The 15,692-nt window shown below is 58.5% G+C and carries 10 protein-coding genes; 8 read left to right on the top strand and 2 right to left on the bottom strand.

Going from position 1 to position 15,692, the window contains the following annotated elements; genetic code table 11:
* Positions 1–94: 94 nt before the first annotated feature.
* The 6 genes from QN378_RS17035 to QN378_RS17010 all read left to right on the top strand — a co-directional run bounded on the left by QN378_RS17035 (position 95) and on the right by QN378_RS17010 (position 8,010).
* The gene (locus tag QN378_RS17035; protein WP_322206166.1) at positions 95–1,015 is read left to right on the top strand and encodes a LysR substrate-binding domain-containing protein; all 921 of its coding nucleotides are present in this window, start codon (positions 95–97) and stop codon (positions 1,013–1,015) included.
* Positions 1,016–1,207: 192 nt separating this feature from the next.
* Entirely contained in the window at positions 1,208–3,184 is a 1,977-nt protein-coding gene (locus QN378_RS17030; RefSeq protein WP_323548750.1) for a methyl-accepting chemotaxis protein, read from the top strand.
* Positions 3,185–3,280: 96 nt separating this feature from the next.
* A complete protein-coding gene (locus QN378_RS17025; protein WP_322206168.1) occupies positions 3,281–4,063 on the top strand; it encodes an efflux RND transporter periplasmic adaptor subunit in 783 nt (260 codons plus the stop codon).
* Complete coding sequence (locus QN378_RS17020) at positions 4,060–5,379, top strand: efflux RND transporter periplasmic adaptor subunit (protein ID WP_323548749.1); 1,320 nt, start codon at positions 4,060–4,062, stop codon at positions 5,377–5,379. Before QN378_RS17025 ends, QN378_RS17020 begins: the two co-directional genes overlap by 4 nt.
* Complete coding sequence (locus QN378_RS17015; protein WP_322206170.1) at positions 5,380–7,476, top strand: HlyD family efflux transporter periplasmic adaptor subunit; 2,097 nt, start codon at positions 5,380–5,382, stop codon at positions 7,474–7,476.
* 27 nt (positions 7,477–7,503) lie between these two features.
* Positions 7,504–8,010, top strand: coding sequence for a GNAT family N-acetyltransferase (locus QN378_RS17010; RefSeq protein ID WP_322206171.1), 507 nt, complete (start codon positions 7,504–7,506; stop codon positions 8,008–8,010).
* Here QN378_RS17010 and QN378_RS17005 read toward each other — a convergent pair.
* Together QN378_RS17005 and QN378_RS17000 are read right to left on the bottom strand one after the other, a co-directional pair.
* Positions 8,003–8,314, bottom strand: a complete 312-nt coding sequence (locus QN378_RS17005) for a hypothetical protein (RefSeq protein ID WP_322206172.1) — start codon at positions 8,312–8,314, stop codon at positions 8,003–8,005. The two genes, QN378_RS17010 and QN378_RS17005, sit on opposite strands and share 8 nt — an antisense overlap.
* 56 nt (positions 8,315–8,370) lie before the next feature.
* Positions 8,371–8,961 (bottom strand): phage tail protein, encoded by a 591-nt coding sequence (locus QN378_RS17000; RefSeq protein WP_322206173.1) that lies wholly within the window; start codon positions 8,959–8,961, stop codon positions 8,371–8,373.
* 217 nt (positions 8,962–9,178) lie between these two features.
* Here QN378_RS17000 and QN378_RS16995 point away from each other — a divergent pair, with 217 nt between their 5' ends.
* Entirely contained in the window at positions 9,179–10,015 is an 837-nt protein-coding gene (locus tag QN378_RS16995) for a sulfotransferase (protein ID WP_322206174.1), read from the top strand.
* 60 nt (positions 10,016–10,075) lie between these two features.
* Positions 10,076–15,673, top strand: a complete 5,598-nt coding sequence (locus tag QN378_RS16990) for an Ig-like domain-containing protein (protein WP_323570708.1) — start codon at positions 10,076–10,078, stop codon at positions 15,671–15,673.
* Positions 15,674–15,692 lie beyond the last annotated feature (19 nt).

Below are 15,692 nucleotides of genomic sequence, written 5' to 3'. Positions count from 1 at the left end.
GGCACAAAGGGATAAATCCGATGCGTTGCATGAGTAAAACTCATCTGAATCGAGTTCAGGTAGAGTGGTCGGACATCGCAACAGGAAGCGCTGTATGCCGCGTATTTTGCCCCCGCTTTATGCACTTCGTGCCTTTGAGGTCGCTGCCCGACACAGTTCGTTTACGAGGGCGGCTGAAGAATTGTCGATCACCCAAAGCGCGGTGAGCCGTCATATCCGCACTCTTGAAGAGCATTTTGCCTGCCGCTTGTTTCAGCGCAATGGCCGTAACGTGCAATTGACCGAAGCGGCGCGCCTATTATTACCGGGTGTACGTGAAGGTTTTTCCGCATTGGAGCGGGCGTGCAGCACTTTGCGTGCAGAGGATGGCGTGCTACGCATGAAAGCACCCTCCACCTTGACAATGCGCTGGTTGCTGGCGCGCTTGAGCCGTTTTCGTCACCTGCAGGTCGGCAATGAAGTGCAGCTGACCAGTGCCTGGATGGACATCGAGAGTGTCGACTTCACTCAAGAGCCATTCGACTGCGCGGTGTTACTCAGCCGCGGAAACTTTCCACCGGACTGGGAAGCCACCTATCTTTTTCCCGAATTGCTGATTCCCGTTGGCGCCCCGACATTGCTTGAGGATCAACCGTGGGATGTCGACCGTTTAGCCGCCGCAGAGCTGCTGCACCCAACGCCGGACCGTCGGGATTGGCGAAGCTGGCTTGAGCGAATGGACTTGTTGGATAAGGTTTCACTTAAGGGTGGCCAACTCTTCGACACCCTTGAGTTGGGCATGATTGCCGCCGCTCGTGGTTATGGTGTGTCCATGGGCGATTTGCTGATGGTTGCCGAGGACGTCGCGCAGGGTCGTCTCAGTTTGCCGTGGCGCACCGCAGTGGTCAGCGGTGAAAACTATTATCTGGTGTGGCCAAAGACGCGGCCGGGCGCCGAGCGCTTGCGTCGGCTCAGCGACTTTCTTCAGGGTGAAGTGCGGGCAATGGATCTGCCTACGGTAGAAATATTGAATTAAACCGCTGTCATTGCCCTAGGGGGCTGTGCCACTGCGGCTTTGTGGCCTAGCGCTGTATTCAAGTATTCTTTGCAGCGGCCGAATCCCTGTATTCAGGGCAATTCGTTAAAAAAAGATCAAGTGCCCTTCATCGAAATTTTGCTGGGTAGCCGTTTGGAATTAAAACGCTGCCGTTGCCAGCCAAGAGCTTCCATGTCCGAACCTCGTGCCCGTATCGCCACGCAGTTGGGCGTCGCCTTGGCGGTAATTTTGGCTGTGGTCATTACCGGTAGTACGGTATTTGCTCTGCGCTCACTGCACAAAGCTAACTTGGTAATTCGTGAAGAGCACATGGCCAGCGAAGCTCGCTTGCTTGCTGATCAGCTGAATACATTTCATAGCAGCCTGCGCGAAAGCACGCTTCGATTGAGCGGGCTTTTTGAGAAACGTTTCGCCGGTGGATTAAGCCTGCACCCAGAAAACTCAGTGGCCGTTGCCGGCATACAAACGCCGGGTTTGGTGTCGGGTGATAGGGTACTGAACAATGACTTCACCGAAGTTGATAACTTCAAGCAAATGACCGCCGGTGTAGCGACCATTTTTGTGCGCAGCGGCGACGATTTTATTCGCATTAGCACGTCGCTGAGCAAGCAGGACGGCACGCGAGCTATTGGCACATTGCTTGACCACAAAAGCTCCGCGTATGAGCGTTTGATGGCGGGCCAGGGTTACGTGGGTCGAGCTTTATTGTTCGACCGCTATTACGTGACGCAGTACACCCCGGTGCGCGACAGCAGCGGCAAGATCATCGCCGCCCTGTTCGTCGGTTTTGACTACACCGACGCGCAAAACACTCAATTTGAAAACCTGAAAAATTTCCGCATTGGAAACACCGGTTCGCTGGCGCTGCTTGATGAGCAAAGTCACTGGCTGGTTGCTCCAGCTGGAGTCAAAGATTTGAATCAGGCGATGGAGAGTTTGGCCGACATTATCAACCATCCTGGTTTGGGCCAGTTTTGGGTGAACAATGATCAGGAGTTTTATACCGTTGCTGCGCCGTTTGCCGGGGGGCCGTGGACGGTGTTTGCAAGCATGCCAGAAGCGGAAATCAACGCCGTGACGTGGAACGTTGGTACGCAGTTGGCCATTGGCAGTCTGCTGGCCATGTTGATCGCAGTCTGTGCGGCCATTTGGTTGTTGCGCCGTAAACTGCAGCCGCTGTCGGACCTCGTTCGCCAGGCTGAGGCCTTGGGTGCAGGTGACCTGAGCGCTCGACTAAACGTATCCAGCCACGACGAAATTGGTCAATTGGCTAGCAGCTTCAACCAAATGGGTGAAGCGTTATCAAACATGGTCTCGCACATTCGCATTGCTGCTCAGGAGGTCAGTGGCCGCGCTCAAGCGCTGTCTGGTTTGTCGGGTGGCGCCTACGAAGGGATGGAGCAGCAGTCCGGCGAAATCACCAGCATGGCAGGTGCGGTTGAAGAGTTTAGCGCCACTTCGTTGAACATCGCCGACAACATGGGTAACACCGAGCGCCTGGCGCAGGAAAACGCCCAACAGACGCGCATTGGCCGAACCTCCATGGACGAGGCTTCGACGGCGCTGCAGCAGATTGCAACGTCGCTGGAAGGCACCGCCACCGTGATCAATACCCTAGGCCAGCGCTCGCAGGAGATTGGTGGCATTGTTGGTGTAATTACCTCGATTGCCGAGCAGACCAATTTGCTGGCGCTCAACGCTGCGATTGAGGCTGCCCGCGCGGGTGAGCAGGGCCGTGGTTTTGCGGTGGTCGCTGATGAGGTACGCAACTTGGCGTCGCGCACCCGTAAAGCCACCGATGAAATCACGGGCATGATCGCCAGCATCCAACTCGAAACCGGCAACGCCATTAGCACCATGCAGCAGGGTAATGCACTGATGCAGGAAGGCCTGTCACGTAACGCCAACGTTGCCGCCGCACTGGCGCGGATTGATGAGCAAAGTCGTTCTGCCGGTGAGCAATTTGCCGCCATCACCACTGCCACTCAAGAACAAAGCAGCACGGCGACCCTGCTCAGTAGCAACTTGCAAAGCATCGCTCTTGCCAACAGTGAGCAACGCCAAGTGGTATCGAACCTTGCAGTTACAGCCAAGGAGCTGGATCAGCTAGCGGCGGAGTTGCGTAAGGAAGTGAATCGGTTTCGGTGAGTTGAAATCATGCATTTTTAGCACCCGGTTTAGATGATGGCTCTTTGATTTTCCCTTCTGTCGTAGAATGCCGCGAATCGTCGAGGAGTTATGGTAATGCAGCGTTTTCGTGGATGGGCTTATGGACTGACCTGTTTCGCGTTCCTGGCTCAGGCTCAAACGCCTTTTCCAGACGATCCGCTTGCGGAACCCGTAAACCCCGAGGTTGCGTCTGCGAGCGCGAGTGAAGCCCGTGGCATGTTGCGAGCCCGTGACCAAGCGATGCTGGCCAGTGAGCTTTCCGGGCGAATCGTCGACTTGCCGTTCAGTGACGGTGAGTCCTTCAATAAAGGCGACACGCTGGCGCGCTTCGATTGCTCGGCCTATCAGGCGCAGCTGAATGCCGCGCAGGCGGCGATCCGCGGTGCCGGCGAAGAGCTGGCTCATAACAAGCAACTGGCCGCACTCAACTCTGTGGGGCATTTCGAAGTCTCTCGTGCCGAAGCCAAGCTGGCGGAAACCCAGGCCCAGGCCCAGGTGTATCAAGTTCAGGTCAAGCGTTGCAGCGTGGTCGCGCCCTATGACGGCCAAGTGGTCCAGCGCAAGGTCCAGCGTTACGAAAGCGTATCCGCCGGCTCGCCGATGCTGGAGATCGTCGATAATCGTACCCTGGAAATTCAGTTGCTGGTGCCTTCGCGTTGGATGGGCAAGCTTAAGCCAGGGCAAACGTTTGAATTTGTTCCCGATGAAACCGGCAAGCGGTTGACCGCTACCATCAAGCGCCTCGGCGCGCGCATCGACGAAGGCAGCCAGACCTTGCTGCTGGTGGCGACGTTGCCCAATGTCACGGGTTTGCTTGCGGGGATGAGTGGCACTGCGCATTTTGCGGAGCTCAAGTGAACGTCCCGGTAGCCGGCATGGTCGAGCGGGTTTTTGCCCAATTTCTTGATCTGGAGCGACAGACTCGGGCGGCCCGTACCGTTGAGCAGTTAGAGTACAGCCTAGTAAATGACGGGCAGGCATTGTTCGGCTTTCGTCATGCCGCTTTGTTAATTGCCGGCAGGGTCCGCGCCGTGACCAGTGTCAGCAGCGTCGAGCCCAACTCTCCATTTGTCGCGTTCGTCGAACAGGCAGTGGCGCTGTTGTTCAAGCGCGAGCTCCTGAATATGGCACGGGTCGTCCCTGCCGACGTCCTGAGTGGCTCATTGCAGGCCGATTGGCAGGCTCTGTCGGCGGCCCATCTGTTTTGGTTGCCTCTGCTTGATCATAAGGGCCAAGTCTTTGGCGGCTTATGGTTGGCGCGGGATACGCTTTGGAGTCCTTCCGAACAGGTATTGCTGTCGCAACTGGGTGACACATACAGCCACGCGTGGCTCGCCTTGCAGCCGCGTCAACATTGGCGGTTGCGTTGGACCGGCCAGCGTCAAGCGGCACTGGTCGGCATAGCGTTGCTGGCACTGTTGATTCCGGTGCGTCAGTCCGTGCTAGCCCCGGCCGAAGTGGTGCCATTGGGTGGGCAGGTGGTGGCCGCGCCGTTGGATGGTGTTATCGCCGAGTTTCTGGTGAAGCCAAATCAGAGCGTCAAGGCGGGGGACCTGCTGCTGCGTTTTGAAAGCACCACGCTCAAGGCCCAGGCCGATGTGGCTGGTCGCGCTTTGGGCGTGGCCGAAGCCGAACTCAAGGCCAACTCCCAGCGTGCTTTTACCGATGCTGAGTCCAACTCCAAGCTGGACTTGTTGGCGGCGCGAGTTGAACAGAAACGGGCCGAGCGCGATTACGCCCGCGAGCTGCTCAAGCGTAGCGAAGTGCGCGCCGAGCGCGACGGCATTGCGGTGTTTGCCGACGCTGAGCGCTGGACTGGCAAACCGGTGCAGACGGGTGAGCGCTTACTGGAAATCGCTGACCCGACCCAGGCCGAGTTACGAATTGAGCTGGCGGTAGGCGACGGCATCGCTCTGGAGTCGGGCGCCGAAGTAGCGCTGTTTCTCGACAGCGATCCACTGCAGCGACACTTGGCCACGCTCGAACGCGAGGCCTACGAGGCGCAACCGACGCCGGGTGGACAATTGGCATATCGCCTGGACGCTAGCTTTAACGACACACCGCCGCGTATCGGTCTGCGCGGCACTGCCAAATTGTTCGGTGACCGTGCACCGCTGGCGCTGTATTTGCTCCGTCGACCACTGGCCGGATTGCGCCAAAGCGTGGGTCTGTAGATGAGCTTGCCCAGCCTGCGGGCCGATTTACAGCTGTCCCAGGCATCGGCCTCGCTGGACGGTTCCCCACGCTGGACCTTGGCCGATCCGGTGCGCGGGCGCTATTTCAAGCTGAGCATCGCGGCCATTCGCCTGCTGCGTCATTGGTCGCTGGGGGATGCCGAGCAGGTGCTGCAAGCGGCCAACCGTGAACCGGGTTTGCCGTTGGGTGCTACCGAACTGGATGAACTGCTGGTATTCCTGCGCGCCCATGATCTGATTGGAGCCCTCGATCCGCAGCAACGCGCCAGCTATGCCTATAAAGCTGCGGCCCAGCGGCGGGGGATGTGGCAGATGTTGTTGCATCAGTATTTGTTTTTTCGCATTCCATTGTGGCGCCCGGATGCGTTCCTCAATTGGGCATGGCCTTGGCTTGAGCGATTCGGCCCCAGACTGCTGCGTTATGGCTCGCCGGCGACGTTGGGCCTAGGGGTGTTTCTGGTCTCGCGAGATTGGCAGCGCTTTATCTCGACCTTCCCGCACCTGTTCAGCCTCGGCGGCGCCCTGTCTTTTGGCACAGCACTGTTTTTCGCCAAACTGTTCCATGAGTTCGGCCATGCGTTCATGGCCAAGCGAGCGGGTTGCCGGGTGCAGAGCATGGGCGTGGCCTTTATGGTCATGCTGCCGATGTTTTATACTGATGTCAGCGATGCCTGGCGGGTCAATGACCGGCGCGCGCGGCTGTTGATCGGTGCTGGTGGGGTAATGGCAGAAATGCTGCTGGCCTGTATCGCCTTGCTCGCTTGGTCGCTATTGCCCGATGGGCCGGCGCGCACGGCAGCGTTCATGCTCGCCAGCGCCACTTGGTTGACGACGTTGGCAGTCAACCTCAATCCGTTCATGCGTTTTGATGGTTATTTTTTGCTCAGCGATTTGTGGGAAGTAGACAACCTGCAAGGGCGTGCCTTCGCCCTGTGCCGTTGGCGCCTGGGCGAAGTCTTGTTCGGTTATGGCCAGCAGGCGCCTGAGCCATGGTCACCAACCATGCAACGGCGCTTGCTGTGGTGGGGTTATCTGTCTTGGTTATGGCGGGCGGCGTTGTTTTTCGGCATTGCGCTGGCGGTGTATCACCTGTTCTTCAAGCTGTTGGGGATTTTCCTGATGCAGGTGGAACTGGTGTGGTTCATCTTTCTGCCCATTTTCAAGGAAGGACGAGAGTGGTGGTCCCGTCGCGAACAGGCTCAATTCTTGCGAGCAGTACTCAGCGCATTGGTGCTGCTAGGGTTGGTGTTGTTGCTGATTGTCCCGTGGCGTAGTGCCGTGGAACTGCCGGTGATGCTAGAAGCAGGGCGGGTTACGGCCTTGCATGCGCCGGTGGCGGCGCGCGTCAAACAAGTGAATGTACAGGACGGTCAGACGGTGGCCCAAGGGATGGTGCTGATCGAGCTGGAATCACCTGACGTGGAATCCCGTCAGACGATCGTGCGTCAGGAAATCGATATCCTGCAATTGCAGATGCGCCGCCAAGCGTCCCACAGCGAGACCGCAGCAGATGTCGGCATCCTTGAACAGCGTCTTGCCGAGTCCGTGGCGGAATATCGCGGGTTGACCGCTCGACGTGAACGGCTGTTGTTGCGTGCACCGCAGGCCGGTCAAGTCCGCGATCTGATGCCGCAACTGACGGTGGGTCGCTGGGTTTCAACCAAGGAACCGCTGGCCCGGGTAGTCGAGAGTGGCGCACGACTGCGCGGCTATTTGGCCGAAGACGACCTGTGGCGTGTTGCCCCCGGTGCCACCGGACGGTTTATCGCCGATGACCCAATGCGCCCTGCGTTGGCGGTAGAGCTGGTGGACGTGGACGCCAATGGCGTGGCGTTTATTGATCAAGAAGCGCTGACCTCCGATCACCACGGGCCGATTGCCGTGCGCCGGGACGAGAACCATCGCCCGGAACCGGTGCAGGCGCAATACGGTGTGCATCTTAAGCTGATCGAAGCGTCGATTGACCCAAGCCAGCCGTTGCGGGGCGTGGTGGTGTTGCAGGGTCTGCGCGAAAGTTTATTGGGTACAGTCTGGCGTCGAATGGCGGCCTTGGGTGTGCGTGAAAGTGGTTTTTGACGATAAGTATGTCGAGCGAGAATGTCCATGTTGAAGAGTCCGGCGTCATCCGATGGTTTGGTCGTGCGACCGTCTCGGGCCACTGACGCGCCGTTTCTGCAGATACTGTACACCTCGGCTCGACCCGAGCTGCAATGGATCGACGCCGAGCCGGAGAAGGTGGAGCAGATCGTCGCCCAGCAGTTCCAGGTGCAGGAACAGGGGGTCGGCGAGAACTTTCCTAATGCGATGCACTACGTGGTGGAGAAGCTTGATACGCCCATCGGGGCGCTAAGCGCCGACTTCGGCCCGAATGAAATCCGCGTGTTGTACTTGGCGTTCATTCCGGCCGCGCGCGGTAAGGGTTTTGGGCGCACGGTACTGCAAGGGGTGCAAAAGGCCGCCGAGCAAGTCCGATGCCCGGTCGCGACGGTGGTGTGGGCCAGCAATCCCCAAGCGCGCCAGCATTACCTGGCACTGGGGTTTCGAGTCGAGGAGTCCAGCCCGGGCGCTGAGCGATTGGTGTGGTACCCCGGCAGCCCCGTCGTCAGTTGAATACGATATTGAAATAGCCCAGCGAGGCGTCCCGTCCCATGGCGGGTTCCCGGGACACAAAGATCTCTTCCATCCGGCCCAACGGCGCCAAGTCAAGCGCGCACAGGCCACTGGCAAAAGTCGTCGGTTCCACGCTGTGCAGCATCACGGTGAACGGGATGCGCGGGCTCTCCGGTAAACGTGATTGTGGTTTAAGGGTCACGGCTTCGATCATTACTATCAGGCTGTTGCCATTCGGCAGGTGCAGGGTGCTCGGTGTGGTCAGCAGGTTAGTGAAGTGCTCGCTGGTAATCTCGTGCAGCATGAGTCGTCTCCGCTCTGTGCATAAAGGCCGGGGCGACAGGCCCCGGCTTAGGGAGCTCAGTTGCGTGTAGGGAAAAGCCCCTCCAGCGCAATGCTGAAATTCACTGCCAGAAAGGGATTCATGGTTGCCATGGGGAGACCTTTGCCAGCAGGGTCAGTGATACCCGTGATGCCCGTAGTTACCCCTGACAGAGTGACCGGTGCATTGCCTTGTTGGTCGGAGTAAATAGCTGCACTGGTCGGGCCACCGCTGATGGACGCGCCCAGATAGGAGTTGGTGGCCGTGGGTACGGTCGCGGGATTGCTGGGGGCATTGGCCAACTTGACCGCAGTAACAGCGTGCAGCGCAGTGGTGCCGTGGCTATGCGTAGGCAGGTTGTCGAGAGTCGCCACAACGCTTTCTGTGCCACTGTGGTCGCCGACGGTGCGTGGGGTCAGGTTCGGGCCGGCGCCTTGGCCGATTGGCAACCGGCTGCGCAGGTCGGGCAGGCTAAAATTGACGGAGCCATTCCCTCCATAGGTCGTGCCGAGCAGTGTAAACAGTGCTTGGAATTGCTGGACCTGCAAGAGGCTTCCATCGCAGAGGGCCCAGCCACGGGGCGCAAAGTTGAAGCCAAACATCTGGATATTGCCGATAAATACGTCCATATATTTCTCTTTTTAGTAGGTCAATAGGCGGTGTCATGACCCCGAAGCAAGGGCTGAATTGCTTCAGACATCAGTCCGAAGTCTTCACCGGCCAACAGAGTAGCCGTCCTCGACTTAATTTTGAGAAAAATGATGTCAAAATAATACTAGTTCGTTACATCTGGTTACTGTTAGGCTTTATTCTACAAAAGGACTATTACCATCAATAGGTGAAGGGATGCACAGCTTCCACTTTATCTCGGGTTTACCGCGCTCAGGTTCAACCTTACTGTCCGCCATTCTTCTGCAAAACCCTCGTTTTCATGCCGGGATGACAAGTCCCGTAGGCTCGCTGTTTACCAGCGTGCTGGACCAGTGCAGCGCCGGCAGTGAGTTCGGTTCGGTCATCAATATCGACATGCGCCGTCGCTTGCTCACGGGATTGTTTGATTCCTATTACGCCGACAAGGCTAATCAACCGGTCATCTTCGATACCAATCGCCAGTGGTGCTCCCGGCTGCCGGCGTTGATGGACCTGTTTCCCCAATCCAAAGTCATCGCCTGTGTGCGCAACGTCGCCTGGGTCATGGACAGCCTTGAGTGTTTGTATCGGGCCAATCCGTTCGAGAACACCAAGCTGTTCAACGACGAAATCGAGCGCAATACCGTGTACAGCCGTTGCGAAACCCTGGCCCAGCGCAACCGGTTGGTCGGGTTTGCCTGGACAGCGCTCAAAGAAGCCTATTACGGCGAGCACGCCGATTCGCTGTTGGTGGTCGATTACGACTTGCTGTCCCAGGCCCCGGAGCGGGTCCTGCGGCTGGTCTACGACTTCGTTGGCGAACCATGGTTTGAGCACGATTTTGACAACTTGGTGTACGACGCGCCGGAGTTCGACCAAGCGTTGGGTGTGGCAGGTCTGCACAAGGTCAAGCCAAAGGTGGCGGCGCAATCGCGACGTACGATTTTGCCGCCTGACCTGTTCGAAAAGTATTCAGAATTGTCTTTCTGGCACGATGGGTCCTCCAGCGCGGCCAACGTCATTCGTATGAAAACCAACTCCGCAATCAGTTGATTGCGTTTTTTTTCTATAAGCCATTCAGCGGGCAAAACGCTTGAGTGCAGGGTGAGCAGCATGTGGTGGAGCAAACAAAAATCGCGGACAGTACCGCGGGCATCCGAGGGCGCAAAAACCTTGGTTTCACCAATGATCATGTCGCTGGAGCCGCGCATGCTGTTCGACGGCGCCGTGGCGGCTACCGTTGTTGATGCCGCTCACCCAGCGACTGTTGCAGCGAAAGCGCCGGCCACCGACGCCACCACTCACCCGCAATCCGATGCCACGCTGACCCCGACACCAGTTGCCGTGCCCGGCCAGGCGGTGGTGTTTGTCGACTCACGAGTCAAGGATTTCGACAGCCTGCTCAAGGGCGTCGCGCCCGGCACCCAAGTGGTCGAATTGCAGGCCGACAAGGACGGTTTGCAGCAGATCGCCGATTATCTGGACACCCACCAAAACATCAGCACCGTGGAAATTATCGCTCACGGTAATTCGGGCGATCTGTGGCTGGGTGGCACGTACCTGTCGGCCGACAACGTCGCCGCGCGCAGCGACGTGTTGGCGCAAATCGGCAAGGACATAAATGTCGGCGGCGACATTCTAATCTACGCCTGCAACACCGCCGAAGGCGCAACCGGCGTCAGCTTTGTCGATTCCCTGGCTCAGTACACCGGGCGTGACATCGCCGCGTCGACTAACCGAACTGGCCTGGGTGGCGACTGGACCCTGGAAATGACCACAGGCAGCATCGAAAGCCAGAACGTACTGTCGACGCAGTCGATGGCGGATTATCAGTACGGCCTAGCGACCTTCACGGTTACCAGTAACTCCGACACGGGTGCTGGCACCCTGCGTCAGGCTCTGCTCAGTTCGGTGGCGGGCGATATCGTGTTGTTCCAAAACAGCATGACGATCGCCCTGAACTCGACGTTGGAGATCACCAAGAACCTGACCATTGATGGCGACGTGAACAGCGACGGTATTGCCGATGTCACCATCAGCGGTCAGAACAAGCTCCGGGTGCTCAAGGTCGATGCCGGGGTCACTGCGACGCTGGATGGCTTGATCATCACCAAAGGAATGCTAGCGGGCACGGGTGGTAACGTTGACCTAAGCGCTCCTTCGCAGTTGGGCGGCGGCATTTACAACATGGGCATCCTGACGCTGGATAACGTCACCGTGACTGGCAACGCTGCTACGGGCGGCGGCGGCGGCGGTGCGGGTCCTCAAAGTGTGAGTTCCAACGGTGGCGCAGCCGGTAAGGGCGTAGGCGGCATCTGGAACGAAGGCGTGTTGCTAATCACGTCGGCCAACTACGCGGCGATGAGCGCAAACGCCGGAGGCAATGGTGCCGGTGGGCCGGCATTAACCGGTGCTACCGGCGCCTCCGTGGCTACGGTGGACAATAATATCTACACCGACACCGCTGGAGGCGCCACTCAAAACCTCACCTATGCCGCGACTCCAAGCGCGACCATTGCGATGGCATCATCCACTTTCCGGATCAGCACCAACTCGACGGTGACCATCACCTTCAACGAAGCGGTGACCGGTTTCACCAACGCGGACTTGACCGTGGGCAACGGCACGCTGAGCACCGTGAGCAGCGTCGACGGTGGCACTACCTGGACCGCAACCTTTACTCCCAATGCAGGCGTCACCAGTTCAACCAACCACATTGTCTTGGACAACACCGGCGTGCAGAGCGGCTCGCCGAGCACGACTGGGATTGGTACCAGCACCTCGGCCAGCTATACCATAGACACCGTCAGGCCGACGGCGACCGTCGTGGTCAGCAACAGCGCGTTGAATATTGGGGGCGCCGCCACGGTAAACTTTACGTTCAGCGAAGCGGTGAGTGGCTTTACGGACACCGACGCAACGGCGTCCAACGGTACTCTGAGCAACTTTGTCAGCACGGATAGCAGCCACTGGAGCGCGACGCTTACCCCGGTCCTGGGTGCCACCCGTGCCAGCAACGTGGTGACCCTGAACAACGCCCTCTACAACGATCTCGCGGGTAATTCGGGCACAGGTCTGACGACGTCCAATAACTACGCCGTCGATACCGTACGGCCGACCGCTCTCATTGCGGTGTTCGACAATGCGCAGAACATTGGCAGCACCTCGGAAGTGAGCATCACCTTCAGCGAAGCGGTCACCGGGTTCACCAACGCCGATCTGACGGCGGCCGATGGCACATTGACCTCTGTGAACAGCGCCGACGGCGGTATCACCTGGACCGCGACCTTTACCCCATCCGCGTCGGTTTCACACACCGGCGACGTGATCACCTTGAATAACTCAGGGATTAGTGACACAGCGAGCAATGCGGGTAGCGGCACCACCACCTCGAATACCTATAGTGTCGATACGGTGCGGCCAACGGAGACTATCGTGTTCGGCAATACCACCCTGGGTATCGGCCAGACGTCTGCGGTGACCATCACCTTTAGCGAAGCGGTGACCGGCTTCACCAACGCCGACCTAACCGTAAGCAACGGCACCCTGAGTGCGGTAACCAGCGCCGACAGAGGCGTGACTTGGACCGCGACTTTTACCCCGACGGCGAACATTGTCAGTACCAGCAACCATATCGTTTTAGCCAATACCGACGTGGCTGACCTGGCGGGTAACGCCGGCAGCGGCACGACCACCTCCAACAACGTGGACATCGACGGCGTGCGCCCGACCGCGTCCATTGTGGTCGCCAATAACAGCATAGCGATCGGCCAGACCTCGCTGGTGACCATCACCTTCAGTGAAGCAGTGACCGGCTTCACCAATGCCGACCTGACCATCAGCAACGGTACGTTAAGCTCGGTAAGCTCCAGCGACGGTGGCCTCACCTATGATGCGACGTTTACGCCGAACGCTAACATTACGAATGCTGCCGCTCACATTACGCTGGACAACACCGGTTGCGCTGACACGGCGGGCAACATCGGGACCGGCACCACCCTTTCCAACAGCTACGCCATCGACACCCAGCGTCCGACCGCGACCATCGCGTTGGCCAATACCAGTATTAACGGCGGTGGCACCTCGTTGGTGACCATCACCTTCTCCGAAGCAGTGAGTGGGTTCACCAATGCCGACTTGACCATTGCCAACGGCACGTTGAGCAACGTGACGTCCAGCGACAGCATTACCTGGACCGCGACTTTCACCCCGACGGCAGGTATTGTCGCGGGCACCAACGCGGTGACCCTGGCCAACACTGGTGTAGCCGACTTGGCCGGCAATGCCGGCAGCGGCACTACCAGTTCGAGCAACTTCACCATCGATACCGTGCTGCCAACGGCGACCATTGTGGTGGCAAGCAACGCGCTGAAAATTGGCGATACCTCGGCCGTGACTATCAGTTTCAGCGAAATGGTGAGCGGCTTCACCAATGCCGACCTGACCATCAGCAACGGTACGTTAAGCTCGGTAAGCTCCAGCGACGGTGGCCTCACCTACGATGCGACGTTTACGCCGACCACCAACATCACCAACGCTGCCAGTCATATCACCTTGGATAACACTGGGGTTCAGGCTGCCAGTTCGGGCAACGCCGGCACCGGCACCACCCTTTCCAACAGTTACGCTATCGATACTCAGCGTCCGACTGCGTCGATTGTGGTCGCCAACAACAACCTGGCGATCGGTCAGAACTCGCTGGTAACTATCACCTTCTCCGAAGCGGTGACCAGTTTTACCAACGCCGATTTGACCATTAACAACGGCACCCTGAGCAGCGTCAGCAGCAGCGACGGCGGTGTTACCTGGACCGCGACGCTTACGCCCACGGCTGGCATCACTCAGGGCAGCAACGCCATTACGCTCGCCAACAGTGGCGTTAACGACTTGGTTGGTAACGCCGGTGCGGGCACTACCCAGTCGAACCTGTACGCCATCGACAGTCAGCGCCCGACCGCAATCATTGTGGTGGCCCATCCAAGCTTGATCGCGGGGCAAACTTCGCTGGTGACTATCACCTTTAGCGAGGCGGTGAACGGTTTTGATAACTCGGACTTAAGCGTGCCCAACGGCACCTTGAGCGCGGTGAGCAGCAGCGACGGTGGCACTACTTGGACGGCCACGTTGACGCCGACCACCCGCATCGCCAACACCAGTAATATCATCAGCCTGAACAATACCGGTGTGACCGATCTGGCGGGCAATGCCGGCAACGGCATTACCAGTTCGGGCAACTTCACCGTCGATACCGTGCTGCCGACGTCGACCATCGTGGTCGCGAACAGCGCACTTAACGTCGGTCATACCTCGACAGTGACCATCACCTTCAGTGAAGCTGTCAGTGATTTCAGCAATGCTGACTTGGCCGTCGCCAATGGTTCGTTGAGCAACGTGACCAGCGGCGACGGCGGTATTACCTGGACCGCGACGTTGACGCCAACCAGCGCTGTTACTCACAGCAGCAACGTCATCGCCCTGAACAACAGCATGGTGCACGGTGCTTCGGGCAATGCGGGCAATGGCACCACCGCCTCCAACAATTACGCCATCGACACGGCCCCGCCGACCTCAAGCATTGTGGTGGCCAACAGTTCGTTAGCGATCGGCCAGACCTCTGCCGTGACCATTACCTTCACCGAAGCAGTGACCGGTTTTAATCTTTCGGATATGACGGTTGCCAATGGCGCGCTGTCCAACCTGGCCACTGCCGACAGCGGCAAGACCTGGACCGCGACCTTGACGCCGACCGCCAGCCTGACTAGCGCCAGCAACCTGATCGGGCTCGACAACAGCCGCGTGACGGATTTGGCCGGCAACGTTGGGGCTGGCATCACGCGATCCAACAACTACGTAGTCGACGGCGACCGGCCAACGGCGTCCATCGTCATTGCCAACCCGGCGCTGACCACCGGGCAGACGACACTGGTGACCTTTACCTTCAGCGAAAAAGTCCGCAATTTCGACTTGTCCGAGCTGAGCGTGACCAACGGCACGTTGTCCAACCTGGTCACGGCTGACGGCGGCAAGACTTGGACCGCGACCCTGACGCCAACGGCGAACATCGTCGACCCGAGTAACGTGGTCACCCTCGACACCGGCAAAGTCTCCGACCTATTGGGTAACGCCGGATCTGGTTTTGCTAACTCCAATAACTATGGCGTTACCACAGTCTCGACTAACGGTAATCCGCTGTTCCGAAGCGGTGAGCCATTAGCGGCGCCAAGCCTGCCAAACGTCCCGCTGCAACCAATCATATTTACCTCGCCTACCGGTAATTTGGGGACGCCGCTGACCTTCGCCCCTTTGTTCGAGCAGCGCACGACAGGTGGGGACCTGCCGCCGGTGGGCAGCATTTTCATCAGCAACGGAGCACCAGCCCCAAGCTTTATAGCTGGGGTGTTTGGCGCTGACAGCATCAATAGCAGCAAAGGGGCGGGTTTTCTCGGCTTTGGCGGGGGCGAAGGTGGCGTGTTTGGCAACAGCACGTTGTCGACCCTGTTCAATCATGAGTCGACCACGGGTTTTTCTCACGATGCATTCGACATCCAGCAGACGAAAGATCAAAAGGACACGGGGAAAGGGGCGAGCAGTTTTTTTGGCGCACCGACCCTAGGCCAGCAATTACAACAGATAAAAGATACCGAGCAACGGCAGATCCATGATCTCGCTTGGGCTTTGCAGCAGGTTGGCATCAGCGAAATGCAGGCCTGACACTTAATTAGATCTAGGG

This window comes from Pseudomonas sp. 10S5, assembly GCF_035019745.1.
GTDB lineage: Bacteria > Pseudomonadota > Gammaproteobacteria > Pseudomonadales > Pseudomonadaceae > Aquipseudomonas.
This window is presented reverse-complemented; position numbering and strand designations above follow the sequence as displayed.

Coding starts and splice junctions, on each gene's coding strand:
- QN378_RS17025 (WP_322206168.1), top strand. CDS start 3,281: ATGCAGCGTTTTCGTGGATGGGCTTATGGACTGACCTGTTTCGCGTTC.
- QN378_RS17035 (WP_322206166.1), top strand. CDS start 95: ATGCCGCGTATTTTGCCCCCGCTTTATGCACTTCGTGCCTTTGAGGTC.
- QN378_RS17010 (WP_322206171.1), top strand. CDS start 7,504: ATGTTGAAGAGTCCGGCGTCATCCGATGGTTTGGTCGTGCGACCGTCT.
- QN378_RS17000 (WP_322206173.1), bottom strand. CDS start 8,961: ATGGACGTATTTATCGGCAATATCCAGATGTTTGGCTTCAACTTTGCG.
- QN378_RS16995 (WP_322206174.1), top strand. CDS start 9,179: ATGCACAGCTTCCACTTTATCTCGGGTTTACCGCGCTCAGGTTCAACC.
- QN378_RS16990 (WP_323570708.1), top strand. CDS start 10,076: ATGTGGTGGAGCAAACAAAAATCGCGGACAGTACCGCGGGCATCCGAG.
- QN378_RS17015 (WP_322206170.1), top strand. CDS start 5,380: ATGAGCTTGCCCAGCCTGCGGGCCGATTTACAGCTGTCCCAGGCATCG.
- QN378_RS17005 (WP_322206172.1), bottom strand. CDS start 8,314: ATGCTGCACGAGATTACCAGCGAGCACTTCACTAACCTGCTGACCACA.
- QN378_RS17030 (WP_323548750.1), top strand. CDS start 1,208: ATGTCCGAACCTCGTGCCCGTATCGCCACGCAGTTGGGCGTCGCCTTG.